Origin of the sequence: Variovorax sp. VaC1 (assembly GCF_043658315.1) — a bacterium.
Classification (GTDB): domain Bacteria; phylum Pseudomonadota; class Gammaproteobacteria; order Burkholderiales; family Burkholderiaceae_C; genus Variovorax.
Window position 1 is genome coordinate 500,035 of sequence record NZ_JBIGLT010000001.1, and the last position, 25,863, is coordinate 525,897.

General features: G+C 66.5%; 32 protein-coding genes. 16 read left to right on the plus strand and 16 right to left on the minus strand.

The window, feature by feature from the left end; all coding sequences use genetic code 11:
• The first annotated feature begins 72 nt into the window (after positions 1-72).
• The 7 genes from ACGLHS_RS02475 to ACGLHS_RS02505 all read left to right on the plus strand — a co-directional run bounded on the left by ACGLHS_RS02475 (position 73) and on the right by ACGLHS_RS02505 (position 6,532).
• On the plus strand, positions 73-1,047 hold the full coding sequence (locus ACGLHS_RS02475; protein WP_394476522.1) for a tripartite tricarboxylate transporter substrate binding protein BugE: 975 nt from the start codon (positions 73-75) through the stop codon (positions 1,045-1,047).
• A gap of 67 nt (positions 1,048-1,114) precedes the next feature.
• A complete protein-coding gene (gene xerD, locus ACGLHS_RS02480; RefSeq protein ID WP_394476524.1) occupies positions 1,115-2,035 on the plus strand; it encodes a site-specific tyrosine recombinase XerD in 921 nt (306 codons plus the stop codon).
• 61 nt (positions 2,036-2,096) lie between these two features.
• Positions 2,097-3,062, plus strand: coding sequence for a Bug family tripartite tricarboxylate transporter substrate binding protein (locus ACGLHS_RS02485; RefSeq protein WP_394476526.1), 966 nt, complete (start codon positions 2,097-2,099; stop codon positions 3,060-3,062).
• A 67-nt stretch (positions 3,063-3,129) separates the two neighbouring features.
• Positions 3,130-4,128: a Bug family tripartite tricarboxylate transporter substrate binding protein gene (locus ACGLHS_RS02490; protein WP_394476528.1), complete on the plus strand. Its 999-nt coding sequence runs from the start codon at positions 3,130-3,132 to the stop codon at positions 4,126-4,128.
• A 60-nt stretch (positions 4,129-4,188) separates the two neighbouring features.
• Positions 4,189-4,770 carry a TetR/AcrR family transcriptional regulator gene (locus tag ACGLHS_RS02495; RefSeq protein ID WP_093237047.1) on the plus strand — a complete coding sequence of 194 codons (582 nt, stop codon included), beginning with the start codon at positions 4,189-4,191 and terminating at the stop codon, positions 4,768-4,770.
• A 96-nt stretch (positions 4,771-4,866) separates the two neighbouring features.
• The gene (locus tag ACGLHS_RS02500; RefSeq protein WP_394476530.1) at positions 4,867-6,000 is read left to right on the plus strand and encodes a thiolase family protein; all 1,134 of its coding nucleotides are present in this window, start codon (positions 4,867-4,869) and stop codon (positions 5,998-6,000) included.
• 46 nt (positions 6,001-6,046) lie between these two features.
• Positions 6,047-6,532 carry a MaoC family dehydratase gene (locus tag ACGLHS_RS02505; RefSeq protein WP_394476532.1) on the plus strand — a complete coding sequence of 162 codons (486 nt, stop codon included), beginning with the start codon at positions 6,047-6,049 and terminating at the stop codon, positions 6,530-6,532.
• A gap of 2 nt (positions 6,533-6,534) precedes the next feature.
• On the opposite strand, the gene ACGLHS_RS02510 is transcribed toward ACGLHS_RS02505, so the two are convergent.
• Both ACGLHS_RS02510 and ACGLHS_RS02515 read right to left on the minus strand, forming a co-directional pair.
• The gene (locus tag ACGLHS_RS02510; RefSeq protein WP_394476534.1) at positions 6,535-7,221 is read right to left on the minus strand and encodes a pentapeptide repeat-containing protein; all 687 of its coding nucleotides are present in this window, start codon (positions 7,219-7,221) and stop codon (positions 6,535-6,537) included.
• Positions 7,218-8,030, minus strand: a complete 813-nt coding sequence (locus ACGLHS_RS02515) for a ferritin-like domain-containing protein (protein ID WP_093237051.1) — start codon at positions 8,028-8,030, stop codon at positions 7,218-7,220. The genes ACGLHS_RS02510 and ACGLHS_RS02515 overlap by 4 nt, the downstream gene beginning before the upstream one ends.
• Before the next feature lie 37 nt (positions 8,031-8,067).
• On the opposite strand from ACGLHS_RS02515, the gene ACGLHS_RS02520 reads away from it, so the two are divergent.
• On the plus strand, positions 8,068-8,592 hold the full coding sequence (locus ACGLHS_RS02520; protein ID WP_093237052.1) for a gamma carbonic anhydrase family protein: 525 nt from the start codon (positions 8,068-8,070) through the stop codon (positions 8,590-8,592).
• Between the two features lie 37 nt (positions 8,593-8,629).
• Positions 8,630-9,628, plus strand: a complete 999-nt coding sequence (locus tag ACGLHS_RS02525; protein WP_394476537.1) for an Hsp33 family molecular chaperone HslO — start codon at positions 8,630-8,632, stop codon at positions 9,626-9,628.
• A gap of 45 nt (positions 9,629-9,673) precedes the next feature.
• Here the strand turns inward: ACGLHS_RS02525 and ACGLHS_RS02530 are convergent, their stop codons facing one another.
• From ACGLHS_RS02530 to ACGLHS_RS02565, 8 genes are read right to left on the minus strand one after another with little or no spacing between them, the layout of a single operon-like run.
• Positions 9,674-10,654, minus strand: a complete 981-nt coding sequence (locus ACGLHS_RS02530) for a hypothetical protein (protein ID WP_394476539.1) — start codon at positions 10,652-10,654, stop codon at positions 9,674-9,676.
• Positions 10,655-10,691: 37 nt separating this feature from the next.
• Positions 10,692-11,363 (minus strand): AAA family ATPase, encoded by a 672-nt coding sequence (locus ACGLHS_RS02535; protein ID WP_394476541.1) that lies wholly within the window; start codon positions 11,361-11,363, stop codon positions 10,692-10,694.
• Entirely contained in the window at positions 11,360-11,980 is a 621-nt protein-coding gene (gene pnuC, locus ACGLHS_RS02540; protein WP_394476543.1) for a nicotinamide riboside transporter PnuC, read from the minus strand. Before pnuC ends, ACGLHS_RS02535 begins: the two co-directional genes overlap by 4 nt.
• 22 nt (positions 11,981-12,002) lie before the next feature.
• Positions 12,003-12,281, minus strand: a complete 279-nt coding sequence (ftsB, locus tag ACGLHS_RS02545; RefSeq protein ID WP_093237057.1) for a cell division protein FtsB — start codon at positions 12,279-12,281, stop codon at positions 12,003-12,005.
• A gap of 14 nt (positions 12,282-12,295) precedes the next feature.
• Complete coding sequence (gene eno, locus ACGLHS_RS02550; protein ID WP_093237058.1) at positions 12,296-13,579, minus strand: phosphopyruvate hydratase; 1,284 nt, start codon at positions 13,577-13,579, stop codon at positions 12,296-12,298.
• Positions 13,580-13,630: 51 nt separating this feature from the next.
• Complete coding sequence (locus ACGLHS_RS02555; protein WP_093237059.1) at positions 13,631-13,921, minus strand: DUF1330 domain-containing protein; 291 nt, start codon at positions 13,919-13,921, stop codon at positions 13,631-13,633.
• Positions 13,918-14,775, minus strand: a complete 858-nt coding sequence (kdsA, locus tag ACGLHS_RS02560) for a 3-deoxy-8-phosphooctulonate synthase (RefSeq protein ID WP_093237060.1) — start codon at positions 14,773-14,775, stop codon at positions 13,918-13,920. The genes ACGLHS_RS02555 and kdsA overlap by 4 nt, the downstream gene beginning before the upstream one ends.
• Positions 14,776-14,830: 55 nt before the next feature.
• Positions 14,831-16,510, minus strand: coding sequence for a CTP synthase (locus ACGLHS_RS02565; protein WP_093237061.1), 1,680 nt, complete (start codon positions 16,508-16,510; stop codon positions 14,831-14,833).
• A 123-nt stretch (positions 16,511-16,633) separates the two neighbouring features.
• On the opposite strand from ACGLHS_RS02565, the gene coaBC reads away from it, so the two are divergent.
• The 4 genes from coaBC (at position 16,634) to ACGLHS_RS02585 (ending at position 19,436) form a co-directional block, all read left to right on the plus strand.
• Positions 16,634-17,857, plus strand: a complete 1,224-nt coding sequence (gene coaBC / locus ACGLHS_RS02570) for a bifunctional phosphopantothenoylcysteine decarboxylase/phosphopantothenate--cysteine ligase CoaBC (protein ID WP_394476552.1) — start codon at positions 16,634-16,636, stop codon at positions 17,855-17,857.
• A complete protein-coding gene (locus ACGLHS_RS02575; RefSeq protein ID WP_093237063.1) occupies positions 17,857-18,315 on the plus strand; it encodes a hypothetical protein in 459 nt (152 codons plus the stop codon). The genes coaBC and ACGLHS_RS02575 overlap by 1 nt, the downstream gene beginning before the upstream one ends.
• The gene (gene dut / locus ACGLHS_RS02580; protein WP_093237064.1) at positions 18,316-18,762 is read left to right on the plus strand and encodes a dUTP diphosphatase; all 447 of its coding nucleotides are present in this window, start codon (positions 18,316-18,318) and stop codon (positions 18,760-18,762) included. It begins immediately after the preceding gene.
• Between the two features lie 173 nt (positions 18,763-18,935).
• Positions 18,936-19,436, plus strand: coding sequence for a glycine zipper 2TM domain-containing protein (locus ACGLHS_RS02585; RefSeq protein WP_394476557.1), 501 nt, complete (start codon positions 18,936-18,938; stop codon positions 19,434-19,436).
• Positions 19,437-19,510: 74 nt separating this feature from the next.
• On the opposite strand, the gene ACGLHS_RS02590 is transcribed toward ACGLHS_RS02585, so the two are convergent.
• A complete protein-coding gene (locus ACGLHS_RS02590) occupies positions 19,511-20,035 on the minus strand; it encodes a peptidylprolyl isomerase (RefSeq protein ID WP_093237066.1) in 525 nt (174 codons plus the stop codon).
• 14 nt (positions 20,036-20,049) lie between these two features.
• Between ACGLHS_RS02590 and ACGLHS_RS02595 the strand changes: the two genes are divergently transcribed.
• The 3 genes from ACGLHS_RS02595 to ACGLHS_RS02605 all read left to right on the plus strand — a co-directional run bounded on the left by ACGLHS_RS02595 (position 20,050) and on the right by ACGLHS_RS02605 (position 22,031).
• Complete coding sequence (locus tag ACGLHS_RS02595; protein WP_394476561.1) at positions 20,050-21,192, plus strand: JmjC domain-containing protein; 1,143 nt, start codon at positions 20,050-20,052, stop codon at positions 21,190-21,192.
• Positions 21,182-21,682 (plus strand): hypothetical protein, encoded by a 501-nt coding sequence (locus ACGLHS_RS02600; protein WP_394476564.1) that lies wholly within the window; start codon positions 21,182-21,184, stop codon positions 21,680-21,682. Before ACGLHS_RS02595 ends, ACGLHS_RS02600 begins: the two co-directional genes overlap by 11 nt.
• 94 nt (positions 21,683-21,776) lie before the next feature.
• Positions 21,777-22,031 carry a hypothetical protein gene (locus tag ACGLHS_RS02605; protein WP_093237069.1) on the plus strand — a complete coding sequence of 85 codons (255 nt, stop codon included), beginning with the start codon at positions 21,777-21,779 and terminating at the stop codon, positions 22,029-22,031.
• A 101-nt stretch (positions 22,032-22,132) separates the two neighbouring features.
• On the opposite strand, the gene ACGLHS_RS02610 is transcribed toward ACGLHS_RS02605, so the two are convergent.
• The 5 genes from ACGLHS_RS02610 to ACGLHS_RS02630 all read right to left on the minus strand — a co-directional run bounded on the left by ACGLHS_RS02610 (position 22,133) and on the right by ACGLHS_RS02630 (position 25,854).
• Positions 22,133-22,909, minus strand: coding sequence for an MBL fold metallo-hydrolase (locus tag ACGLHS_RS02610; protein WP_394476567.1), 777 nt, complete (start codon positions 22,907-22,909; stop codon positions 22,133-22,135).
• 5 nt (positions 22,910-22,914) lie between these two features.
• The gene (gene bamC / locus ACGLHS_RS02615) at positions 22,915-24,006 is read right to left on the minus strand and encodes an outer membrane protein assembly factor BamC (RefSeq protein WP_093237071.1); all 1,092 of its coding nucleotides are present in this window, start codon (positions 24,004-24,006) and stop codon (positions 22,915-22,917) included.
• 141 nt (positions 24,007-24,147) lie between these two features.
• Complete coding sequence (gene dapA / locus ACGLHS_RS02620; RefSeq protein ID WP_371126573.1) at positions 24,148-25,074, minus strand: 4-hydroxy-tetrahydrodipicolinate synthase; 927 nt, start codon at positions 25,072-25,074, stop codon at positions 24,148-24,150.
• 43 nt (positions 25,075-25,117) lie between these two features.
• Positions 25,118-25,687 (minus strand): class I SAM-dependent methyltransferase, encoded by a 570-nt coding sequence (locus tag ACGLHS_RS02625; protein WP_394476570.1) that lies wholly within the window; start codon positions 25,685-25,687, stop codon positions 25,118-25,120.
• Positions 25,688-25,713: 26 nt separating this feature from the next.
• Entirely contained in the window at positions 25,714-25,854 is a 141-nt protein-coding gene (locus ACGLHS_RS02630; RefSeq protein WP_176800997.1) for a hypothetical protein, read from the minus strand.
• Positions 25,855-25,863 lie beyond the last annotated feature (9 nt).

The following is a 25,863-nucleotide window of genomic DNA, read 5'->3' on the forward strand; positions in this document are numbered from 1 at the left end:
CGGAAACGGCCCCCTTGCCGCTAGCATCCGGGCTTTCGTTTTTTCGACATCAGTCAAATCAAGGAGTTATCGATGCAACGTCGTCAATGGAGCGCTCTGGTGGGGGCCGCCGCGCTGGTCGCGGTTGCAGGCCAGAGTTTTGCGCAGGGCTATCCCACCAAGCCGGTCGAACTGAGCGTGCCGTTCGCACCCGGTGGCACGACGGACATCGTGGCGCGCGTCATTTCCGATCCGCTGGGCAAGATCCTGGGCCAGCCGGTGGTGGTGATCAACCGTGCCGGTGGCGGCGGCATCGTCGGCGCGGCCGAAACGGCCCGCGCCACGCCCGACGGCTACAAGCTCGGCGTGGCCACCGTGTCGAGCACGGCGGCCAACCCGGCCATCAACCCGAAGACGCCGTACGACCCGATCAACGACTTCACGCCGATCATCAACATCGCGGCCACGCCGAACATCATCGCGGTCAACCCGAACTTTCCGGCGAAGAACTACGCCGAGTTCGTGGCCGAGCTGAAGAAGAACCCCGGCAAGTATTCGTATGCCTCGTCGGGCACCGGCGGCATCGGCCACCTGCTGATGGAGCTGTACAAGAACCTCACCGGCACCTTCGTCACGCACATCCCGTACCGCGGCGCGGGCCCGGCGCTGAACGACGTGGTGGCAGGCCAGGTGCCGATCATGTTCGACAACATCCCTTCGGCCATGCCCTTCATCACGAGCGGCCGGTTGATTCCGATCGTGGTGTCGGCGCCGCAGCGCCTGGCCGCGCTGCCCAACGTGCCGACCTTCAAGGAAGTGGGCCTGGAGCCGGTGAACCGCATGGCCTACTACGGCATCCTCGGCCCGAAGGGCCTGCCGAAGGAAGTGGTCGAGAAGATCAGCGCCGGCGTGAAGAAGGCGGTTGAAGAGCCGGTGGTGCGCAAGCGCATCGAAGACACCGGCTCGCTGATCGTGGCCAACACGCCCGAGCAGTTCTCCGCGCAGATCAAGGCCGAGTTCGAGGTCTACAAGCAGGTCGTGAAAAAGCAGAACCTGAAGCTCGACTGATCGGTTTTCTTTCGACGAAAGCCGCCCGCATCACGGGCGGCTTTTTCTTTTTGTTATCTTGCAACGCATGACCGAGGCCGCAGCTCCCACCGCTCCACCCACGCCCGACATCGACGACTTCATCGACGCCCTCTGGCTGGAGGACGGCCTGTCGAAAAACACCTTGGCAGCCTACCGGCGCGACCTGGCGCTGTTCGCGCAGTGGCTGCATGCGCAGCGCAGCGGCGCCACGCTCAATGCCGCGCAAGAGACCGACTTGCAGGCCTACATGGGCGCACGGCTGTCGAGCAAGGGCAAGGCCACGTCGGCCAACCGCCGGCTCACCGTGTTCAAGCGCTACTTTCGCTGGGCACTGCGCGAGCGCCGCATCGTGGCCGACCCGAGCATCCGTCTTGCGCCGGCGCGGCAGATGCCGCGCGCCATCAAGACGTTGTCGGAAAAGCAGGTCGACGACCTGCTGGCCGCGCCCGACGTCGAATCGCCGCTCGGCCTGCGCGACCGCGCGATGCTGGAGCTGATGTACGCGAGCGGCCTGCGCGTGAGCGAACTGGTGGCGCTCAAGGCCATCGACATGAGCCTCAACGATGGCGTACTGCGCGTGCTCGGCAAGGGCAACAAGGAGCGCCTCGTGCCCTTCGGCGGCGAGGCGCGCCGCTGGATCGAGCGCTACCTCGACGAGTCGCGCCCGGTCATCCTCGACGGGCAGCAGACGCCCGACCTGTTCGTGACCGCGCGCGGCGCAGGCATGACGCGGGTGATGTTCTGGGTGATCGTGAAGAAGCAGGCAGCGGCCGCGGGCATTCACGTGCCGCTGTCGCCGCACACGCTGAGGCACGCTTTCGCCACGCACCTGCTGAACCACGGCGTGGACCTGCGCGCGGTGCAGCTGCTGCTCGGGCACGCGGACATTTCGACCACCACCATCTACACCCATGTGGCGCGCGAGCGCCTCAAGCAGCTGCATGCGCAGCACCACCCGCGCGGATGAGGGCGCGCGGTTTTCGTTCGTTCGTTCGTTCGTTCCAACAAACAATAAGGAGACTCTGTTCATGAGGAAGAACATCTGGATCGCGGTGGCATTGCTGGCCGCCAGTGCCGGCGCGATGGCGCAAGGCTTTCCCACCGCCAAGCCCATCCGCCTGATCGTCGGCTACCCGCCGGGCGGCGGCATCGACTTCGCGGCACGCACGGTGCAGGTGCCGCTGCAGGAGGCGCTCAAGCAGCAACTGGTGGTCGACTACAGGCCCGGCGCGAGCGGCATGATCGCGGCCACCGAGCTCACGCGCCAGCCGGCCGATGGCTACACGCTGCTGCTGGCCAACACGGGCCCGTTCGCGATTGCGCCGTACCTGCAGAGCAAGCCGCCGTACGACCCGATCAAGCAGTTCACCTACATCGGCCAGATCAGCCAGGGCAGCTACATCGCGGTGACGCGGCCGGACCATCCGGCGAAGAACCTCAAGGAGTTCGTCGCGTGGGCCAAGGGGCAGCCGGGCAAGGTCAACTTTGCCTCGGGCGGCAACGGCACGTCGACGCATCTGAATGGTGAGCTGATGAATCAGGTGACGGGGCTCGACATGACGCACGTTCCCTACAAGGGCAGCGCGCCTGCCGTGCAGGACCTGCTGGGCGGGCAGACACAGATCCTTATCGACGCGGGCAGCGTGCTGCTGCCGCAAGTCAAGGGCGGCAAGCTCAAGGCGCTGGCGGTGACCGGTCCGCAGCGCGATCCGCAGCTGCCCGATGTACCGACGGTGAAAGAGCTGGGCCTTGCCGGCATGGAAGCGGTTGGCTTCCAGGGGCTGGTGGGGCCAGCCGGCATGCCGAAGGAGGTGGTCGAACGCCTCTCGGGCGAGCTGGCCAGGGCGCTGGCACAACCGGCCATCAAGGCCAAGTTCACCGCTGCGGGTGCGGAGGTGCATTCGCTCGGGCCGGTCGAGTTCGCGGCCTTCGTCAAGGCGGACAATGAGAAGTGGTCCAGGCTGATCAAGGAGCGCAAGCTGCAGCTGGACTGACACCACTTCCTGTGCCTCTTGGGCTTCTCGCGCCATGCAGGCATTGCATCGACCGACAGACATCATCATGAACTTTCTCGCTTCCTCGAAGCATTCGCGCCGCGTGGCGACGCGGCTTCTCGCAGTCGCCGCGCTGTGCATCGCCTCCGGCGCGCATGCGCAGCAGGCTGCCGTGCCCAAGACCCTGCGCCTCATCGTCGCGTACCCGGCCGGCGGCGTCAGCGACGTGATCGCACGTGCACTGGGCGACCGGCTCGCCGCGCAGATGGGCACCACGGTGATCGTCGACAACCGCGCGGGTGCCAGCGGCGCCATCGGCATGGACGCGGTCGCCAAGGCCGCGCCCGATGGCGCGACGCTGGGCTTTTCGGCCATCAGCCCGCTGGTGCTGAGTCCGCACCTGGGCAAGCTGCCCTTCGATCCGCTGAAGGACGTGGCGCCGGTGGCGAGCGTGATGTATTCGCCGGTGCTGCTGATCGCCACGCCGGCCAGCAAGGCGAAAGACTTTCGCGCGCTGATCGACGATGCCAAGGCGCATCCGGGCGCGGTGCGCTGGGCCACCTCAGGGTCGGCGTCGCTGGGGCACATCGTGCTCGAGCAGTTGCACGCGGCGGCGGGCGTGGACATCACGCATGTGCCTTACAAGGGCGGTGGCCAGCAGCTCAATGATGCGATCGGCGGGCAGTTCGAGATTCTCTCGACCAATGCGAGTCCGACGCTCTCTTCGCACATCCAGTCGGGCAAGCTGCGCCCACTGGCCGTGGGTGCGCCGGCGCGGCTCGAAAGCCTGCCGCAGGTGCCCACGCTCGGCGAGCTGGGCTACAAGGCGGCGAACATCAACTCGGTGTTCGGTGTCTTCGCGCCCGCCGCGACGCCGCCCGCGCTGGTCGCCCGGTACAACGCCGAGATCAACAAGGCGCTGGCCAGCCCCGAACTGCGCGCCAAGCTCACGGCGACCGACAACGTGCCGACCGGTGGCACCCCAGCGGCCTTCGCCAAGGAAATCGCCAGCGAGTTCGAAAGCAACGGCCGTATCGTCAAGGCCGCGGGCATCAAGGCGGACTGAGCTGACGCCTGGATGACACCTCGGCTTGTGATGGGATGTTCCCTACCTTATAGTAGGTAGATGACCAGCGCCACAGCCCTTGCCACCGGCAGCACCCGCGACCAGATCCTCGGGGTTGCGCGCAAGCTCATCGAAACGCGCTCGTACCTGGGCTTCAGCTTCCAGGACGTGGCCGACGCGGTCGGCATCCGCAAGGCCAGCCTGTACCACCACTTCCCGACCAAGGAAGCATTGGGCGTGGCCGTGATCCGCCAGGCCACCCAGTTCTTCAAGGACTGGGACGCAGCACGGGCACGCGAGCCGAAAGACGCGCTCGAATCCTATTTCCGCATGTACCGCAACACGCTGCGTGCCGGCTCGGGCGTGTGCCCGGCCGGGGCCTTGGCGCCGGGCTGGGAGTGCATCAACGAAGACCTGCGCCAGGCGGTGCAGGAGCTGCGCAACACGCAGGTGATGTGGCTTACCGGGGTGCTGGGCGCGCTGGCACCCGCGCCCTCGCGCGGGAAGGGCAGGTCGGTTGCGTCGCTGGCCGCCTATGTGTTCTCGGTCTGCCAAGGGGCGCTGATCAGCTCGCGCATGACAGGGCGCGTCGAAGACTTCGACGAGGCCATCGCGCAATTGAAGAGTTCGTTGCCCGGCTGACGGCCGGGCTGTATCGCAGGCACGCGGGGCGTGCCTATTTTTTGACCTCGAAGCCTACCGATTGGATGGTAGGTTAATGCACCAAGGAGAGTTCTCATGAAAGCCGTCATTTCCGCGTACGCCCGCTCGCCCTTCCATTTCTCGAAGAAGGGCGCACTCGCCGAAGTCCGGCCCGACACGCTGGCCGCAGGCGTGGTCAGTGGCCTGCTCAAGCGCACTGACCTCGACCCCGCGCTGCTCGAAGACATCATCCTGGGCTGCGCGTACCCCGAGGCCTCGCAGGGCAACAACCTGGCGCGCATCGTCGGGTTGCTCGCGGGCCTGCCGCATGAAGTGGGCGGTATGACGGTCAACCGCTTCTGCGGCTCGTCGATGCAGGCCGTGCACATCGCCGCCGCGCAGATCGAGGCGGGCATGGGCGACGCTTTCCTGTGCGTGGGCGTGGAGTCGATGACGATGGTGCCGCAGGGCGGCTTCAACTTCTCGCCCAGCCCCGAACTGCTGGCCAATACCGATGCCTACATCTCGATGGGCGAAACGGCCGAGAACGTGGCACAGCGCTGGAACGTGAGCCGTGCCGACCAGGAAGCCTTCGCGGTCGAGTCGCACCGCAAGGCCGCCACCGCCCGTGCCGAAGGCCGCCTGGCTGGCGAGATCGTTCCGGTGCGCCTGGCGTCGGGCGACGTGGTCGATGCCGATGGCTGCATCCGCCCCACGACCTCGGCCGAAGCACTGGCGAACCTCAAGCCCGCCTTCCGCCCGGACGGCGTGGTGACGGCCGGCACGTCGTCGCCGCTGACCGATGGCGCGGCCGTGGTGCTGGTCACCAGCGATGCCTTCGCCGCGAAGCACGGCCTGCAGGCGCTGGCGCGCATCCGCTCGTTCGCGACGGTGGGCGTCGATCCGGCCATCATGGGCATCGGTCCGATTCCCGCGACCCGCAAGGCGCTGGCACGCGCGGGCCTGAGCGCATCGGACCTCGATGTCATCGAGATCAACGAAGCCTTCTCGTCGCAGGCGCTGGCCTGCATCCGCGACCTAGGGCTCGATCCGGCGAAGATCAACCTCGACGGCGGCGGCCTGTCCATCGGCCATCCGCTGGGCGCGACCGGCGCGCGGATCACGGGCAAGGCGGCATCGCTGCTGGCGCGCGAGAAGGGCCGCTACGCGCTGGCCACGCAATGCATCGGCGGCGGGCAGGGCATCGCGACCATCCTCGAGAGCGTCTGAGGCCGGGTTCGATCGAAAATGCCGGCAGGAACAACAAGGAACCTCCATGGCTGCACACCCTGAAGCGGGCGCGAAGCGATCGCTGTACCTCGAAGACCTGTCGGTCGGTGACCGCTTCCAAAGCGGTGAACACCTGCTCGACGTGGCGCAGATCAAGGCCTTTGCGCTGCAGTTCGATCCCCAGCCTTTTCACACCGATGAAGAGGCCGCGAAGAGCACCTTCTTCGGCGGCCTTGCGGCGAGCGGCTGGCACACGGCGGCACTCACGATGAAGCTGCTGGTCGACAGCGGCATTCCGCTGGCGGACGGCATCATCGGCTCCGGCGGCGAGCTGCAGTGGCCCAAGCCCACGCGGCCCGGCGACGTGCTGCACGTGGTGAGCGAGGTGGTCGACATCGTGCCTTCGCGCTCCAAGCCCGGCCGCGCGATGGTCACGATGCGTTGCCAGACGCGCAACCAGCGCGGCGAGGTGCTTCAGTACTTCACGCCGAAGCTGGTGGTGCACAGCAGGCCGGCACCAGCCTCGGCCTGAGTTCAGACCACGCGCAGGCCCAGTTCCTCAACCAGCGAAGCCGCCTGCCGGTGCGAGATGGTCGCGCCCTTGAACTGGGCCGCGTTCGCGAGCCGCAGCCCGCCGAGATCGACCTCGCGCAAGTCAGCGCCTTCGAAGCGCGCGAGCTTCAGGTGCGCGTTGCGCAGGCTGCCGCCTTCAAACACCGCCTCGCGGAAATCGCAGCCCGACAGATCGGCTTCGGAGAAGTCGAGCTGTTCGAGCGTCTGCTTGCGGAACGACATGCCGCGCAGGTGCGCGTCGACCAGCAGCGAATCCTTGAAGCCGATGCCCAGTGCCGACACTTCGCCGAAGTGCGCGCCCGTGAGCTTCACGCCGGTGAAGAAGGCCGAGGCCATCTTGGCGCGCGACCACTGCGTGTTGTTCAGGTCGCAGTCCTGAAAGCGCGCGTTCGTCAGGTCCGCGAGGCCGAAGTCGGCCTGCCGCGCCCTGCACCCGGCCCAGCGCGTGTCCGACAGCAGGGTGCGGTCGAACGAGGCTTCGGCGAAATTGCACAGCGTGAACTGCGCGCTGTGCAGGTCGAGGCGCGACAGGTCGGCGCCTTCGAAATCGCAGCGTTCGAAATGCAGGGGCTCGGGGCCCTTGCGGTCTTGCAGGCAGGCCAGCAGGTCGGGGCGCGACCAGGTCTGGTCGGAAATCACATGGCTCATTCGGGTCGGGAGTCGGTCAGCGCACGAAGTTCTTCGGGGCTGAAGCCCGCCCGACTGCGTGCTTCGAGGTTGAAGGGCGGCTTGTGGCGCGGCGCATCGTAGTGTGCGACGAGTGCCGGGTAGGTGGCCTCGGGGTCGATGCCCGCGCGCTCGCACAGCCAGCGGTACCAGTGGTTGCCGATGGCGACATGGCCCACTTCGTCGCGCAGGATGATGTCGAGGATCTCGACCGCGCGCAGCGCATCGGGCGTGTTCACGCGCTTGAGCTTGGCCTGGATCAGCGGCGTGGCGTCGAGCCCGCGCGCCTCCAGCGTGCGCGGCACCAGCGCCATGCGGGCGAGCACGTCGTCTTTCGTCTTCTCGCACATGTTCCAGAGGCCGTCGTGGCCCGGAAAGTCGCCGTAGCGCCAGCCCATGTCCTGCAGGTGCGCATGCAGCAGCGTGAAGTGCAGCGCCTCTTCGTCGGCCACGCGAAGCCAGTCGCGGTAGTAGGCCTCGGGCATGCCGTCGTAGCGCCACACGGCGTCGAGCGCGAGGTTGATCGCGTTGAACTCGATGTGGCAGATCGAATGGATCAGCGCGGCACGGCCGTCGGGCGTGAAGGGCGAGCGCTTCTGCACGGCGGTGGCCGACACGCGCTCCGGCTTGTCGGGGCGGCCCGGCACGCCGGTGTCGTCGCCCGCGGTGCGAATCGGGTCGGTTGCTATGGAATCGGTAGCGCCATGCGAAGAAATGGCGCGCGTTGCAGCCACCTTCTGTTCGGGGTCGGTCAGTCGCAGCGCGGCCAGCGCGCTCAATCGGGGGTGCATCCCTACAATTCTAGTTTTGCCCCCGGAGACAACCACGATGGCGATTTATGAATTGGACGGCGTTGCGCCGACGCTCGGCAACGGCGCATGGGTGGCCGACAGCGCGCAGGTCATGGGCAACGTCAAGCTGGCCGAGAACGCGAGCGTATGGTTTGGCGCCGTGCTGCGCGGCGACACCGAGACGCTGACCATCGGGCGCAACAGCAACGTCCAGGATCTGTCGGTGCTGCACGCCGACATCGGCTGCCCGCTGACCATCGGCGACAACGTCACCGTGGGCCACCAGGTGATGCTGCATGGCTGCACCATCGGCGACAACTCGCTGATCGGCATCCAGGCGGTGGTCTTGAATAACGCGAAGATCGGCCGCAATTCGATCGTTGGCGCCGGCAGCGTCGTGACCGAGGGCAAGGAGTTTCCAGACAACTCCCTCATCATCGGCTCGCCCGCCAAGGTGGTGCGCACCCTCGACGATGCGGCCGCCGCCCGGCTGCGCCAGAGCGCCGAGCACTATGTGGAAAACGCCCATCGCTTCGCGAAGGGCCTTAAAAAGATCGCCTGACCGCTTCGGCCGCAGGCACACAGAGAAAGAAAACGTTTTGAGCGAGCTGCACAAATTCCTGTTCGATGGCCTGCCGGTGCGCGGCATGATCGTGCGCCTGACAGATGCGTGGCAGGAGATCCTTGCGCGGCGCGCCTCCAACACCGCCACCGGCCCGTACCCGCCGCCGGTGGCCGAACTGCTCGGCGAGATGACGGCCGCGGCCACGCTGATGCAGTCGAACATCAAGTTCAACGGCGCGCTGATCCTGCAGATCTTCGGCGACGGTCCGGTCAAGGTGGCCGTGGCCGAGGCCAAGCCCGACCTGAGCCTGCGCGCCACCGCCAAGGTCATCGGCGACCTGCCTGCCGATGCACGCCTGCCCGACATGGTCAACGTGAACAACAAGGGCCGCTGCGCGATCACGCTCGACCCCAAGGACAAGCTGCCGGGCGCGACGCCGTACCAGGGCGTGGTGCCGCTGTTCGACGACAACGGCGAGAAGCTGGGCAAGCTCAGCGACGTGCTGCAGCACTACATGCTGCAGAGCGAACAGCTCGACACCACGCTGGTGCTGGCGGCCGACGACAAGGTGGCCGCCGGCCTGCTGATCCAGCGCCTGCCGGTGAAGGGCGAGGGCAACCTCGAAGGCACGTCGGACAAAGACCGCGACCAGGCCAACGAAGACCAGATCGGCCTGAACGAGGACTACAACCGCATCTCGATCCTTGCGTCGAGCCTGACGCGCGACGAGCTGCTCACGCTCGACATCGAGACCATTCTTCGCCGCCTGTTCTGGGAGGAAAAGCTGCTGCGCTTCGAGCCGCAGGCCGGCCTGCTGGGCCCGCACTTCGCCTGCACCTGCGGCCGCGAACGCGTGGCGCAGATGATTCGTGGGCTGGGTGTCGAAGAAGCCGAAGAGATCCTCGCCGAGCGCGGCGACATCGAAGTCGGCTGCGATTTCTGCGGCAAGCAGTACCGCTTCGACGCGATCGATGCGGCGCAGATCTTCAGGCCGCCAACCGAGCAGATTCCGGGCAGCCCGATCGTTCAGTAGCAGGCAGCAGCCGGCCCTTGCGCCGGGCTGCCTTTTCTTGCCGCCTCAATGGCGCGGGCCGGCCTCGTTGTCGAAGCCGCTGAACTCGATGTCGGGTGCGCTCGTGTTGTGCTTCGAAGGCAGGCTGCGTCCGAAGCGCACCTGCGTTGCCTTGAGTGACTTCACTTCCGGCAGCGGCCTGGCTTGCGGTGCCGCATCCGGCGATTCCTGCCAGCGCACTTCACTCATGTCCGCGTTGTCCGCCGCGACGTACATCGAGCGCAGCACCGAAAAAGGCTGTGTGCTCGCGGTAGGCGTTGAAAGCGACACATCGAGCGCGGTGCGGGTGCGGCTGATTTCGTCGACACGCGCCACAGCACTGCCACCATGGGTGAAGCGCAGGTGGATCGCCAGCGGCTTCGGCACGACGCGGATCGACGCGATGTCGACCACCGGTCGGCCAGCCTGCTCGACCGGGCCGAGCAGGAACGACGAGCCGTAGGCGCCGTCGCCAAACCGCGCTTCCGGCAACGGCTTGAGCCGCCAGTAGCCATCGGACGGATAGAGCACGATGACTTCGAGCGCCTTGCCGTTTTCCTTCTTGAACACCTGCAGCAGATGAAAGCCGCGATCGCTGCGCGCACCCACTTGCACCGGCACGCGCTGCGGCCGCCAGAAGGTCGGCAGCGTCATGCCGACGATGCGCCACTCGGCGTTGTCGAGCAGCACCACGGTGCGCTTCTTGAAGCGATGGGCCGGGTCGGTGGGGTGCGCGCCACCGTCGAAATTGCAGCCCGAGAAATCGGGCGCGGTGACGTCGTTGCCGATCTTGTCCAGGTAGTCGGGCTGCAGCGCCTCGATGCGCATGCGGCGGATGCCATCGCCGCGCAGCACCATCGACACGTTGTCTTCTTCGGCGCAGGCCGTGGGAGTGGTGCCGTTCTCGACGGTGGCCGCGACGGGCGCCGCAATGGCTGCGTTGGTGGCCAGCAGCGTGGAGAAGACGAAAGCGGGCAGGAAGAGAGGCGTCGCGGGGCGCAAGGGCATCAGGTCTCCGGAAGAGGCGTCGGCAGGCCGTCGATGGTTACTCGCGCCGTCCGATCAGGTCTGTGAAAAGCCGATGTTCGCATTCCGGGTCGGAGCATTTCTCGCAAGGCCATGACCACGAGGCGGGCTTCGCGTCCGCCCGGCCGCGTGCCCGTGCACGGCCTTCGCTGCCGGCGATGGCATTGATGGCGTTCCATGCACTGGCCAGCCGTTCGCCACCGATGCCATGCACCACGGCGAACGACAACCCGGCGCCCGTGAGCGCGGCACGCACCAGCGTGTCGGTCGGCTGGCGCGCATGCGGGCCGTCGCGCATGTCGTCGGCGACCCAGGGGATGTCGAGCGCGGTCAGCAGCGTGATGGCGCAGCACCGTTGCGCGGCCAGCGCGTCGGCGTAGAGCGAGCGGTCGTCGAACAGTTGCTCGCTGTAGACGGCGGTCATCAGGGCCGTGGTGTCGGCCACCACGACGCCCGTGGCCGCAGCGGCATCGATGCGGCGGGTCTGTTCGTCGGCGATGACTTGTTGCTCGCCGGGGCGCGGTGTGCGGCCCTCGCGCTCGCACCATTCGCGCAGGTACTCGCCGACCATCGTCGCCGGAATGCCGCGCTCCCGCAGGCGCTGCACCAGCGCCGTGGCCAGCGCGGTCTTGCCCGTGCTTTCGGCACCGAGCACCGCGATGACCAGGCCGGTCGGCAGTGTGGGCGTCATGTGCGCACCGCCTGCGGCAGGCGTTGCCGCCATGCAAGGTAGCCGGCCACGCTGAGCACGGCAAAAACCGCGTAGAGGCCGACCGTGAGCCACAGGCCCTTGTGGATGAACAGGCCCACGCTCACCAGGTTCACGGCAAGCCAGATCAGCCAGTTCTCGATGAACTTGCGCCCGAGCAGGAACTGCCCGACCAGGCTCAGGCCGGTGGCGAAGCCGTCCCACCAGGGCACGTCGGTGTTGGTGAAGCGGCGAAGGAAGAGGGCGACCGCGGGCCACGCCAGCGCGCAGGCCACTAGTGTGAGCGCGATGCCGCGCGGCGACAGCCGGCTGGCCCGCAGCGCGCCGCCGTCGGCGCGGTGGCCGCGCAGCCATTGCGACCAGCCCCAGAGCGCCACGAGCGCAAAGAAGACCTGGAGCGAAGCATCGCCGTAGATGCGTGCCTTGGCGAAAACCACCACGTAAAGCAGCGAGCTGACGATTGCCAGCGGCCATCCCCAGTGGATCTCGCGCATGTTGCAGCCGACCATGGCCAGCGCCAGGACGGCAGCGACGAGTTCGAGCCAGCTGACAGGGGAGCCCCAGAGCGCGAAGGCAGGGGCCGAGAGAAGCTCGGGCATCAGCGGGCGAAGTGGTGAGGGGTCAGTGCGCGATCTGTACGAACACTTCGTTCGGTTTGACCATGCCGAGTTCCGCTCGCGCACGCTCTTCGACCATTTCGAGGCCGTCCTTGAGGTCGTTGACCTCGGAGGTCAGGCGCTCGTTGTTCAGCGCCGCCTTGGCGTTGGCCTCTTTCTGGTCGGCCAGCTTGGTCTGCAGCTGCTGCACGTCGCGCACGCTGCCGCGCCCATTCCACAGCTGCCATTGCAGGACGGCCAGCAGAAGCAGCAGGATGACGGGTGGAACGAAGCGCGCGCGCATGCAGCAGGCCGGGCCTACTTCAGGTTGTAGAAGGCGCCGCGACCGGGGTAGCTGGCGATGTCGCCGAGGTCTTCTTCGATGCGCAGCAGCTGGTTGTACTTGGCGATGCGGTCCGAGCGCGACAGCGAGCCGGTCTTGATCTGGCCGGCATTGGTGCCCACTGCGATGTCGGCGATGGTGCTGTCTTCGGTTTCGCCCGAGCGGTGCGAAATGACGGCGGTGTAGCCCGCGCGCTTGGCCATCTCGATGGCGGCGAAGGTTTCGGTCAGCGTGCCGATCTGGTTGATCTTGATCAGGATCGAGTTGGCGATGCCCTTGTCGATGCCCTCTTGCAGGATCTTGGTGTTGGTGACGAACAGGTCGTCGCCCACCAGCTGCACGCGCTTGCCCAGGCGGTCGGTGAGCAGCTTCCAGCCGTCCCAGTCGCCTTCGTGCATGCCGTCTTCGATGCTGATGATCGGGTACTTGTCGACCCAGGTCGACAGCATGTCGACCCAGTTGCCGGCCGACAGCGTGAGGTTCTCGCCGGACAGCACGTAGTTGCCGTCCTTGTAGAACTCGCTGGCCGCGCAATCGAGGCCCAGGGCGATCTGCTCGCCTGCAACGTAGCCGGCCTTGTCGATGGCTTCGAGGATCAGCTGGATCGCTGCTTCATGGCTTTCGACGCTGGGGGCAAAGCCGCCTTCGTCGCCGACCGCCGTGCTGATGCCGCGGTCGCCCAGGATCTTCTTCAGGGCATGGAACACTTCGGCACCGTAGCGCACGGCCTCGCGGAAGCTCTTGGCGCCCACGGGGATGATCATGAACTCCTGCAGGTCAAGGCTGTTGTTGGCGTGCGCGCCACCGTTGATGACGTTCATCATCGGCACCGGCAGCTGCATGCCGCCCATGCCGCCGAAGTAGCGGTACAGCGGCAGGCCCGATTCTTCGGCCGCGGCACGGGCCACGGCCATCGAGACGGCGAGGGTGGCGTTGGCGCCCAGGCGGCCCTTGTTGTCGGTGCCGTCGAGGTCGATCATCGTGCGATCGAGGAAGGCCTGTTCGCTGGCGTCCAGGCCGAGCACGGCTTCCGAGATCTCGGTGTTGATGTTCTCCACCGCCTTGAGCACGCCCTTGCCGAGGTAGCGACTCTTGTCGCCGTCGCGCAGCTCGATGGCTTCACGCGAACCGGTCGATGCGCCCGAGGGCACGGCCGCGCGGCCCATGGTGCCCGATTCGAGCAGCACGTCGCACTCGACGGTGGGGTTACCTCGGCTGTCGAGAATTTCGCGGCCGACGATGTCAACGATTGCACTCATCTTTTGTCTTTCTCTCTGGGTCTCTTTGGGAGTTCGCTTGCAAAAACGGGGTCAAAGACCTTCGACCGCGATCATGTTCATGATGGCGGCGCCGGCACGCGCTTCGCGGGCCTTGAGGTATTCGGGCGTGTCGTAGAAGGCCTTGGCCTTCTCGAAGCTGGGGAATTTGAGCACGACCACGCGGGTCGGCTTCCAGTCGCCCTCGAGCGGCTGGATCTGGCCGCCGCGCACGCAGACTTCGGCGCCATGCGCCTGCATCGCGACGCTGGACCACTTCTTGTATTCCTCGTACTGCGTCGGGTTGGTGACCTCGACGTGGGCGATGACGTATCCGCTGCTCATGCTTGAAAACTGTCCTCTAGAAAGCCGTTTTTCTTGGTGACCCGGTCGAGCGCCAGCAGCGTTTCGAGCAGGGCCTTCATGTGCTTGAGCGGCACGGCGTTGGGGCCGTCGCTCATGGCGTGTGCGGGGTCCGGGTGGGTTTCCATGAACAGGCCCGCCACGCCGACCGCCACGGCCGCGCGCGAGAGCACCGGCACCATTTCGCGCTGGCCACCCGAGGTCGTGCCCTGGCCGCCCGGCAGTTGCACCGAGTGGGTCGCATCGAACACCACCGGTGCCTGGGTCTCGCGCATGATCGCCAGCGAACGCATGTCCGACACGAGGTTGTTGTAGCCGAAGCTGGCACCGCGTTCGCAGGCCATGAAGCTGTCCTGGTCGAGGCCGGCTTCCTTGGCGGCCGCGCGTGCCTTGTCGATCACGTTCTTCATGTCGTGCGGCGCGAGGAACTGGCCCTTCTTGATGTTGACCGGCTTGCCCGACTGCGCCGCGGCGTAGATGAAGTCGGTCTGGCGGCACAGGAAGGCGGGCGTCTGCAGCACGTCGACCACCTTGGCGGCCTCGGTGATGTCCTCGAGGGTGTGCACGTCGGTCAGCACGGGCAGGCCGAGTTCGCGCTTCACCTTCGCAAGGATCTCGAGGCCCTTGTCGCGGCCGGGGCCGCGAAAGCTGGTGCCCGACGAGCGGTTGGCCTTGTCGAAGCTGCTCTTGAAGATGAACGGGATGCCCAGCGCCGAGGTGATCTCCTTCAGCGTGCCGGCGGTGTCCATCTGCAGCTGCTCGGACTCGACCACGCAGGGGCCGGCGATCAGGAAGAAGGGCTGGTCGAGCCCGATGTCGAATCCGCAAAGTTTCATTGGGATGCCTCTGTGCTTCGCACTGCGGTATTCGCCCTGGGAGCGGCCCTGCGGCTCATGCGACGGCCTTCAGTGTCTTGGTGCTGCCCGCACCCTTGTCCTTGTGATCGAGCGCGGCCTTGATGAAGGCGTTGAACAGCGGGTGGCCGCCCCACGGGGTCGACTTGAACTCGGGGTGGAACTGCACGCCCATGAACCACGGGTGCACGTCCTGCGGCAGCTCGACGATTTCGGTCAGGTGCTCGCGCTGCGTGAGCGCCGAGATCACGAGGCCGGCGGCACGCAGCTCGTCGAGGTAGTTGACGTTGGCTTCGTAGCGATGGCGATGGCGTTCGGTGACCACGTCGCCGTAGATGCTGTGCGCCAGCGTGCCGGCCGCCACGTCGGAGCTTTGCGCGCCCAGGCGCATGGTGCCGCCGAGGTCGGACTTCTCGTCGCGCGTCTTCACGGTGCCGTCGCGGTCCTTCCACTCGGTGATCAGCGCGATCACGGGGGTGGGCGTCTCGGGATCGAACTCGGTGCTGTTGGCGTTCTTCAGGCCCGCCACGTGGCGGGCGTACTCGATGGTGGCGACCTGCATGCCCAGGCAGATGCCGAGGTAGGGCACCTTGCCTTCGCGGGCGAAGCGGGCGGCCGAGATCTTGCCTTCGACACCGCGCTGGCCGAAGCCGCCGGGCACCAGGATGGCGTCGTACTTGGCCAGGCGCGACACGTCTTGCGCCGAGATGGTCTCGGAGTCGATGTAGTCGATCTTCACGCGTGCATGGTTCTTCATGCCGGCGTGGCGCAGGGCTTCGTTGAGCGACTTGTAGCTGTCCGACAGGTCGACGTACTTGCCGACCATGGCGATCGACACCTCTTGCTGCGGATGCTCGACTTCGTAGACCAGGTCGTCCCAGCGCTGCAGCTTGGCAGGCGGGGTGTTGATGCGCAGCTTGTCGCAGATCAGGCCGTCCAGGCCCTGTTCGTGCAGCATGCGGGGCACCTTGTAGATGGTGTCCACGTCCCACATCGAGATCACGCCCCATTCGGGCACGTTCGAGAACAGCGAGATCTTGGCGCGCTCGTCGTCGGGGATCGGGCGGTCGGCGCGGCACAGCAGGGCGTCGGCCTGGATGCCGATGGCGCGCAGTTCCTTGGCGGTGTGCTGGGTGGGCTTGGTCTTGAGTTCGCCGGCGGCGGCGATCCAGGGCACGTACGAGAGGTGCACGAAGGCCGAGTTGTTCGGACCCATGCGCAGGCTCATCTGACGCACGGCTTCCAGGAAGGGCAACGACTCGATGTCGCCCACGGTACCGCCGATCTCGACGATGGCCACATCCACCTCGTGCGCCGTGCCGATGCCGGCGCCGCGCTTGATGTATTCCTGGATTTCGTTGGTGATGTGCGGGATCACCTGCACCGTCTTGCCGAGGTAGTCGCCGCGGCGCTCTTTTTCGAGCACGGTCTTGTAGATCTGGCCGGTCGTGAAGTTGTTGGCCTTGCGCATCCGCGTGTTGATGAAGCGCTCGTAGTGGCCGAGGTCGAGGTCGGTTTCCGCGCCGTCATCGGTGACGAACACCTCGCCATGCTGGAAGGGCGACATCGTGCCGGGGTCGACATTGATGTACGGATCGAGCTTGATGAGGGTGACTTGGAGGCCGCGCGATTCGAGGATCGCGGCGAGCGAGGCGGAGGCGATTCCCTTGCCAAGGGAAGATACGACACCACCGGTGACGAAGACAAATTTGGTCATGCCAGTTCCGGACACGTGAATCCGGGCAGTGGGAAATTGCGATTATAGGTGTGCCCCTTGCGACACTTTCCGCCAAGGGCTTGTTGCCATTTGTTCTATGACATGTGAGCAACAATACGGCCCATGCAAGATCTCGCCGGCAAACACATCGTCCTGGGCCTCACGGGGGGCATCGCCTGCTACAAGTCGGCCGAGCTGTGCCGGCTGTTCGTGAAGGCGGGCGCCACGGTCCAGGTCGTCATGACAGAAGCAGCGGAGCAGTTCATCACCCCGGTGACCATGCAGGCGCTTTCGGGCCGTACCGTCTACACCTCGCAGTGGGACACCCGCGAGCCCAACAACATGCCGCACATCAACCTGAGCCGCGAGGCCGATGCGATCGTGCTGGCGCCCTGCAGCGCCGACTTCATCGCGCGGCTGGTGCAGGGGCGCTCCGACGACCTGCTGAGCCTGATGTGCCTGGCCCGTCCCACGGACCGCGTGCCGCTGCTGATCGCGCCTGCCATGAACCGCGAGATGTGGGCCCACCCCGCCACCCAGCGCAACCTGATGCAGGTCTCGGCCGACGGCGCGACCGTGCTGGGCGTGGGCAGCGGCTGGCAGGCCTGCGGCGAGACCGGCGACGGTCGCATGCTCGAGCCGGCGCAGCTGCTCGAAGACATCACGGCCTTCTTCCAGCCCAAGCTGCTGGCGGGGCAGAAGGTGCTGGTCACCGCCGGCCCGACCTTCGAGTCGCTCGATCCGATCCGCGGCATCACCAACCATTCGTCCGGCAAGATGGGTTTTGCCATCGCCCGCGCGGCCCGCGAGGCAGGGGCCGATGTCACGCTGGTGGCGGGCCCGGTGCACCTGCCCACGCCACGCGGCGTGACGCGCGTGGACGTGCTTTCAGCACAGGACATGCTCGAAGCGACCGTCCGTGCTGCACAGTTTGCTAGTATTTTTGTAGCAACTGCCGCCGTTGCCGACTGGCGCCCGGCCACGCACAGCGAGCAGAAGATCAAGAAAGACGGCAGCGGCAAGACGCCGGTGCTCCATTTCGTCGAGAACGCCGACATCCTTCTCACGGTCGCCAAGAGCGAGCGGGCCCAAGCCAGAAAGCTGTTCTGCGTCGGCTTCGCGGCCGAGAGCGAGAACCTCGCCGAACACGCCAAGGCCAAGCGCGAGCGCAAGGGCATTCCGCTGCTGGTCGGCAACATCGGCCCCCTGACCTTCGGGCAGGACGACAACGCGCTGCTGCTGGTCGACGCCAACGGCGTGCGCGAACTGCCGCGCGCGCCCAAGCTCACCCTGGCACGCGAACTCATGACCGAGATCGCCGCACGGCTTCCCGACTGGAGGGTCTGATGAACACCGAATCGAACACACCGCCCAATGGCGATTTCGCTCGCTACGTGGAGCAGCTCTCGGCCCGGGCCGCGCTGCCCAAGCGCGCGGCGCAGCCGGGCGAACCGGGGCTCGATGTCGGCATGTCGCCTGCGCCGGGCCAGCAGAGTTCAGGCCCTGTATCGGCCGCCATGCGGCAGCAGGAAACATCGTCGGGCAGCGAAGCCCCGCAGCAAAACGCCGCGTTCGACCCATTGGTGCTCAAGGTCCTGGGCGCCGTCGGCGCGGTGGTGTTCCTCGTGCTGTGGGCCGCGGGCGTGCCGATCAGTGCGCTGGTCCTGCTCCTGGGCGTGGCCCTCTGGTTCGGCAAGAAATTGAAGGGCGTGAAGCTCACCCCGGGCGTGGCCAAGTGGCAGCAGGTGCTTGAAGAGGCCGCCCGCAAGCAAAGAGAACAGCAACAGAAGCAAGGCAGCAAGTAAGTGAAAGTCGACGTCCGTATCCTCGATCCGCGCATGGTGGATCAATTGCCCGCGTATGCCACTCCCGGAAGCGCCGGCCTTGACCTGCGGGCCTGCCTCGATGCGCCCATCACGCTGGCGCCCAACGGCTGGCAACTGGTGGGCACCGGCATCGCGATCCACCTGGACGATCCGGCTTACGCAGCGCTCATCCTTCCGCGCTCGGGCCTGGGCCACAAGCACGGCATCGTGCTGGGCAACCTGGTGGGGCTGATCGACAGCGACTACCAGGGCGAACTGAAGATCAGCGCCTGGAACCGCAGCGACACGCCTTTCGTGCTGGAGCCGATGGAGCGGCTCGCACAGCTGGTGATCGTGCCGGTGGTGCAGGCGCAGTTTCGTGTGGTCACCGAATTTGCACCCACGCAACGAGGCGAGGGCGGCTACGGTTCCACAGGGAAGCACTGAGCGGCGAACCTGAAGAGAGCCTGAGTTTCCGACCGGTAAAGAGTGGAACCCGCGAGGGCCCGTTGCCTCGAAGGTTTCAGCATGTGTTTTTGCGTCATCGCGGCGTTGGCTGCGGCGTTAGGCACAGGCAGGCGCATTTTTCGTGCGCCGTTCTATCCGAGGAGCCACTCAACATGAAGATTTCAATGCGCTTTGTTTCCGTCACCGCTTCCGTGCTGGCCGTGGCCACGCTCACGGCCTGCGTTGCCCCGGCACCGGTCTACCAGACCTCGCGCTACCCCTACCAGGCGCCGCCGCAAGCCATCCAGTACCGCGAAGCGCAATATGTCGAGTACGGCGTCGTGGCCAACATCGAGGTGCTGCGAAGCGAAACCGCGGGTACCGGCACTTCGGGCGGTGGTGCCGTTGCGGGTGGTGTCATCGGCGGCGTGGTGGGCAACCAGTTCGGGCGTGGCAATGGCCGCGCCGCAGCCACGGCGCTCGGCATCGTGGGCGGTGCCCTGCTGGGCAATTCCATCGAGGCCCAGCAGAACGGGCCGCGCGCCTATGAAAGCTATCGCGTGTCGGTGCAGACCGATCGTGGCGGCTACCGCGCCTTCGACGTCCAGAGCCCGGGCGACCTGCGCATCGGCGACCGTGTGCGCATCGACAACGGCCAGCTCTCGCGCATGTAAAGCAGCCTGCTGCTGAGCAACGAAAAAGCCGGGCACTGCCCGGCTTTTTCATTGCTGGTCTACGCAAGACGCCGTCAGTGCAGCATCTGATTGCCCGGTGCCATCGGCGGCACCTTGAAGAAGGCCGTACCCGCCGTGCCACGGCCGACTTCTTCTTCCGTCGCCTCGCGCACCGAGCGCACGGTGATGTCGAGCCGGATCGCAATGCCCGCCAGCGGATGGTTGCCGTCGAGCACCAGGTGGTCGGGGTAGATCTCGGCCACGGTGTAGATCGTGTCCTTCGGGATGCCGTCGCTCACGCCCTTGGGCAGGGCGGAGCCGTCGAAGGTCATGCCTTCCTCGGTGCCTTCGGGAAACAGCGAGCGCGGCTCCAGAAAGAGCAACTGGTCGTTGAAGTCGCCGAAGCCCTGCTCGGGCTCGACCTGCAATTGCACGCGGGCGCCGGGCTCATGGCCTTGCAGGGCAGCCTCGATCACCTCGAAGAGGTCGTCGCCGCCCACCATGAATTCCACCGGCTCATCGAGCACGTCCAGCACATCGCCGAGCGTGTCTTTCATGGTCCAGGTCAAGCCGACCACGCATTGTTCAGAGATTTCCATTGCAGAATTCTCCCATGGAGATTACACAACCGCTGCCGTTGCTCGGCGGCCTGAGTGCCGCGCAGTTCATGCGGCAGTACTGGCAGAAAAAGCCCTTGCTGGTTCGCCAGGCCATTCCCGCGATGGTGCCACCGATCGACCGCCATGCGTTGTTTGCGCTGGCCGAGCGCGAGGAAGTCGAATCGCGCCTGATCCGTCATGGCAAGACGGGCTGGTCGCTGAAGCACGGCCCGCTGCCGCGGCGTGCCTTGCCGCCCCTGAAGCAGCCCGCCTGGACGCTGCTGGTGCAGGGCGTCGACCTGCATCACGAAGGCGTGCACGCGCTGCTGCGCCAGTTCCGCTTCTTGCCCGACGCCCGCCTCGACGATTTGATGATCAGCTACGCGAGCGACACTGGCGGTGTCGGCGCGCATTTCGACAGCTACGACGTGTTTCTGCTGCAAGCGCAGGGCCGACGCCGCTGGTCGATCGGCAAGCAGAGCGACCTGAGCCTGCAGCCCGGCGTTCCGCTCAAGATCCTCGAAAACTTCGAGCCCGAGCAGACCTTCGTGCTGGAGCCGGGCGACATGCTCTACCTGCCGCCCAAGTACGCCCACGACGGCGTTGCCGTGGGCGACGACTGCATGACCTGTTCGATCGGCCTGCGTTCGTCGGCGCTGGGCGAGCTCGGTGCCGACCTGCTGGCGCGCATGGCGCAGGCCTATTCGGAAGACCTGGAAGACGCGGGTCCCGCCGAACTGGCGCGCTACCGCGACCCGGCACAGCCGGCCGTCGAGGCGCCAGCCGCCATGCCCGCCGCGTTGCAGGGCTTTGCACGCAAGGCCATCGAAGCCGCGCTGCGCGACGCCGATGCCATCGACCGCGCATTGGGCGAATCGCTCACCGAGCCCAAGGCCAACGTCTGGTTCGACGAAGGTGGCGAGGTGCCCGATGCCATGCAGCACGTGGCGCTCGACCGGCGCACCCGCATGCTCTACGACGCGCGGCACGTGTACATCAACGGCGAGAGCTTTCGCGCGGGCGGTGCCGACGCCACGCTGATGCGCCGACTGGCCGACAAGCGCGAGCTCGGCCCGCGCGAACTGGCCCGTGCGAGCGAAGGCGCGCGGGCGCTGCTGGGCGAATGGTGCGAGGCGGGCTGGCTGCATGCCGGATGACGCCATTGCGCCGTTGACCGAAGGCCGCTTCGACGGCCGGGAGGCGTTCGACACGCTTCTTCGGAGCGCTTTGTCGGCCGCTGCGCAACAGGGCTGGAAAGAAATTGTTTTCAGCGATCCCGACTTTGCCGACTGGCCGCTGGGCGAGCGCGCCAGCATCGAGGCGCTGCAGGCCTGGTCGGCCAGCGGCCGCCGCTTGATGCTGCTGGCGCAGCGCTTCGACATTCTCGAGCGCAGCCATGCGCGCTTCGTGCCGTGGCGCCGCATGTGGGACCACATCATCGAATGCCGCGCGACCGGCAAGGCCGAGGGCGCCGAGGTGCCGAGCGCCATCTGGACGCCGTCATGGTTCGTGCATCGCATCGACCCCGAGCGCAGCCGGGGCGTGAGCGGCACCGATCCGCGCACCCGCAGAGCATTGCGCGAAACCGTCGACGAGTGCTGGCGCCGTGGGCGGCCCGCGTTTCCCGCATCGACGCTCGGCTTGTAAGCCAATGCCGCGAATGCGGCCGCGAGACATATTCAGGCGGGTAGGCAGGTCTAGAATTTTTTGATTCCAGACCTTCATTGCCAAAGGAGTCCTCATGAAGAAGTCCTCGTCCGTCCTGATTGCCTCGCTGATTGCCGCTGCCGCGCTCGTCGCCTGCGGAAAGAAAGAGGACGCCGCGCCTGCGGTCGTGACGCCGCCTCCTGCACCCGTGAGCGAACCCGCACCGGCTCCTGCCCCCGCACCCGCCGCCGATCCGGCCGCCACCCCGGCGCCAGCTGCTTCGTCGGCACTGGATGCAGCGAATGCAGCCACGGAAGCCGCCAAGAAGAACGAGGCGCCGAAGCAGTAGGCGTCATCCGGTTCAGCATGCAAAAAGCCGCCAGATGGCGGCTTTTTCATTGGTGCTTGAGAAAGCGCGCGGGCGCGTCGCCCCGGGCTTTACTTACTTGCTCAGACGTCCAGCCAGGGCGAGCCTTCGGCGGCCGTGGCGGTGAGCATCTCGGCCTCCTGGCCGCCCAGGGCCTGCGCCATCAGGCGCCGCACGATCTCGGGCCGGTTGTTCTGCTCGCTCAGATGCGCGGCGACCACGTGGCGCAGCCCGTCGTGAAGGACGCCGCGCGCGATGTCCGCCGCCGCGGCGTTCGACAAGTGCCCATAGTTGCCGCCGACGCGCAGCTTGAGGAAAGCGGGGTAGGCCGAGTTGGCCAGCAGGTCGCTGTCGTGGTTGAACTCCAGCAGCAGCGCGTGCACGCCGCTCAGGCGCGCCAGCACGTGCGCCGTGGCATGCCCCAGGTCGGTCAGCACGCCCAGGCTGCGATTGCCGTCCGTGCAGCGAAGCTGCAGCGGCTCGCGCGCATCGTGGGGAACGGTGAAGGGCTGAACCTCGATGTCGCCGACGGCAAAGGCCGTGTCGTCGCGCACCAGGTTCAGCAGGCCCTCGAAATCGCGCCCACCGGTGGCGAGCCACGTGCCCTCGCTCATCCAGACCGGAATGCGGTTTCGCCGCGACAGCGAATGGGCACAACCGATGTGGTCGCCGTGCTCGTGGGTGACGAAGACCGCATCGATGTCGCTGGCGGCAAGGCCCGCCCGGGCCAGCCGCAGATCGAGCTGCTTGAGGCCGAAGCCGCAGTCGATCAACATCCGCGAGGTGCGGCCGCCGCTGGTCGCTTCGACCAGCGCGGCATTGCCCGTGCTGCCGCTACCGAGGCTTCGGAAGCGCAGCATGCGGGTTACTTCAGGTCGTCGGCGATGACCTTGACGATGCGCTGTGCGTTGGCCGAGGTCTCGGGCACGCCGGCTTCATTCAGCACTGCGACGGTGCTGGATTCGCCCTGGCTCTTGACCGAGATGCGGAACTTGATCGGCGCTTCGTCCTTGCTGGAGCTGCTGAAGAACTTGCCGAAGAAGCCGGGTTCCTTCTTCTCGGGGTTCGGCGTCACGTAGCGGACGTAGTACAGGCCGGCGCTGCGGTCGCGGTCTTCGACGGTGAAGCCGGTGCGGTCGAGCGCCAGGCCAACGCGGCGCCATGCGCGGTCGAAGCCTTCGCTGATCTGAACGACCGGCTGGCCGCCCACATTGGCGATGGTGGCAGTCTTGGTCGGCGCGGTCGTTGCGGCCAGGATCTTCGACTGCTCTTGCGAGACGCCGAGCTTGACCATCAGGCGGCGCAGGAATTCGGTTTCGAGTTCAGGGTCGCTGGGGCGCGGCTGCCAGACGGTCTGGTCCTGACGCGAGTTGTTGTAGACCTCCTGCATGCCGCGATGGCTGATGAAGATCTCGGTGCCGGTCGGCGTGCGTTCCAGGCGGGTGCGGAAGCGGTCGAGTTCGCCGGTCGAGTAGACCGAGTCGACCAGCTTGCCCAGCGTGCCGCGGATGATGTCCTGCGGCAGCTTGGCGCGGTTCTCGGCCCAGTCGGTTTCCATGATGCCGAGGTTGCGCTGTTCGGTGGTCAGCAGAAAGCCGCTTTCCTGCCAGAAGTCTTTTACCGGGTCCCAGAGCTGGTCGGGCGTGCGGTTGATGACGATCCAGCGTTGCGTGCCCGCGCGTTCCATGCGGACGTCGCCGATGTTCGACACGGCGGTCGGGATGCTCGGCGCATTGGCCACACCAGCCTGGTAGGCGTTGGCGGTGACTGCGCCGCCGGGCACCGAATAGCGGTTGTCGCGCGACAGTTGCGACAAGTCGGGCGGGACTTCGAGCGTTGGCGCCTTGCCTGCGCTCTTGTAGTCGATCTTGTCGCTCTCGAGCACGGAGCAGGCGGCGAGGCTGGCAACGAGGGTGGCCAGCAGTGCATATCGCGAAAGTTGCGAAAGGTTCTTCAACGTCGTCTTCCTTGTTGGAATGGTTCGGTCAATCTATGGGCCGCAGTGCCCGCCATCTCAGAGCACAGTTCGGGCAAAAGGTTGCTTAACCTTGATAAGGCCAGGGTAAAGGCGGATTTGGGATGGATTGAGGAGGCGGGCTCAGTTCTTCAGCAAGCCGGTGGCGCGCAGGGCGCCTTCGACCGCCGGACGGCTCGCTTCGCCGAGTTCGGTGAGCGGCAGCCGCAGGGCGCCGCCGCACAGGCCGAGCCGGGCCATGGCCCACTTGAGCGGGATCGGGTTGGGCTCGACGAACAGGTTGCGGTGCAGAGGCATCAGCTCGAACTGGATCTGCATGGCGCGCTTGACGTCGCCCGCGAGCGCCGCGACGCACAGCTCGTGCATCTTGCGCGGCGCGATGTTGGCCGTGACGCTGATGTTGCCCTGGCCGCCGCAGAGCATGAGCGCGACCGCGGTCGGGTCGTCGCCGGAATACACGGCAAAGTGCTTGGGCAGGTCGCGAATGAGCCACTGGGCGCGTTCGATGTTCCCGGTGGCTTCCTTGATGCCGATGATGCCGGGCACTTGCGCCAGGCGCAGCACGGTGTCGTGCGCCATATCGGCAACGGTGCGGCCGGGCACGTTGTAAAGCACGATGGGCAGGTCGCCTACGGCTTCGGCGATGGCCTTGAAGTGCTGGTACTGGCCCTCTTGCGTGGGCTTGTTGTAGTACGGCACGACCTGCAATTGCGAATTGGCGCCCACGCCCTTGGCGAACTTGGCCAGCTCGATGGCTTCCTTGGTCGAGTTGGCGCCGCAGCCGGCCATCACGGGAACGCGGCCCTTGGCCTGCTCGACCGAGACGCGGATGATTTCGCAGTGCTCTTCGACATCGACCGTCGGCGATTCGCCGGTGGTGCCGACCACGCCGAGGCAGTCGGTGCCTTCGTCAATGTGCCAATCGATGAGCCGCCGCAGGGCGGGGTAGTCGACACTGCCGTCGTCGTGCATCGGCGTGACGAGAGCGACGATGCTGCCTGTCAGTTGCTCCAAGGGGGAATCTCTTTGTCGGTGGACGAAAGCGCCGATTCTACTTACTCCGGCGCCCCCCGAGACAGCCACCCCGGGGGCCTCAGTTTCCCTTAAGGCGGTGGCGGGGCGGCTCGCCAGCGGCAGACGTGCCCGGCCGGATCGCGGCAATACGCTGCACGAAGCGCGGCGGTTCGGCCATGAAGCCGTCTTCGTAGGCCACCACGCGCAGGCCGGCGCAGGCTGCCAGCAGCTCGCCGGGCTGCAGCAGGAAGTCGGCCCGCGAGGGTTTCCCCACGGTTTCGTTGCCGGCGGCGAAGGTTTCGTAAAGCAGGACCCCGCCAGGGGCCACGGCGGCCACGATGTCGGCCAGCCGCGGGCGCCAGAGGTAGTTGGTGACGATCACCGCGCCAAAGGTCTGGCCCGGAAAGGGCCATGGGCCGGACTCGATGTCGGCCATGACCGCATGGCCGAAGGCGCCGGCCGCCTCGATGGCTTCGGGCGACCGGTCGACGCCGGTGGCCGCATGCCCGCGCCCCGCGAACCACTGCATGTGCCGTCCCGCGCCGCAGGCCACATCGAGCACGGTGGCTTCAGGGGCGAGCAGGTGCGACCAGCGGACGATCCAGTCGGAAGGGGCGTTCGAGCCGTGCATCGGCGCTGCATCTTTCATGGCGGGGCGGAACACAGGGGCGGCATTCAGAAGCACGACCAGATCTGGTCGACCAGCGTCACGAGAAAGTCCGGGTGCACGTAAAGCGCGAACACGCCGCCCAGCACCGCCAGCGCGGCCACGAGCCAGCCTGCGTGGACGATGTGCTGGCGCATTTGAGGTGTCATGGTTGCCGC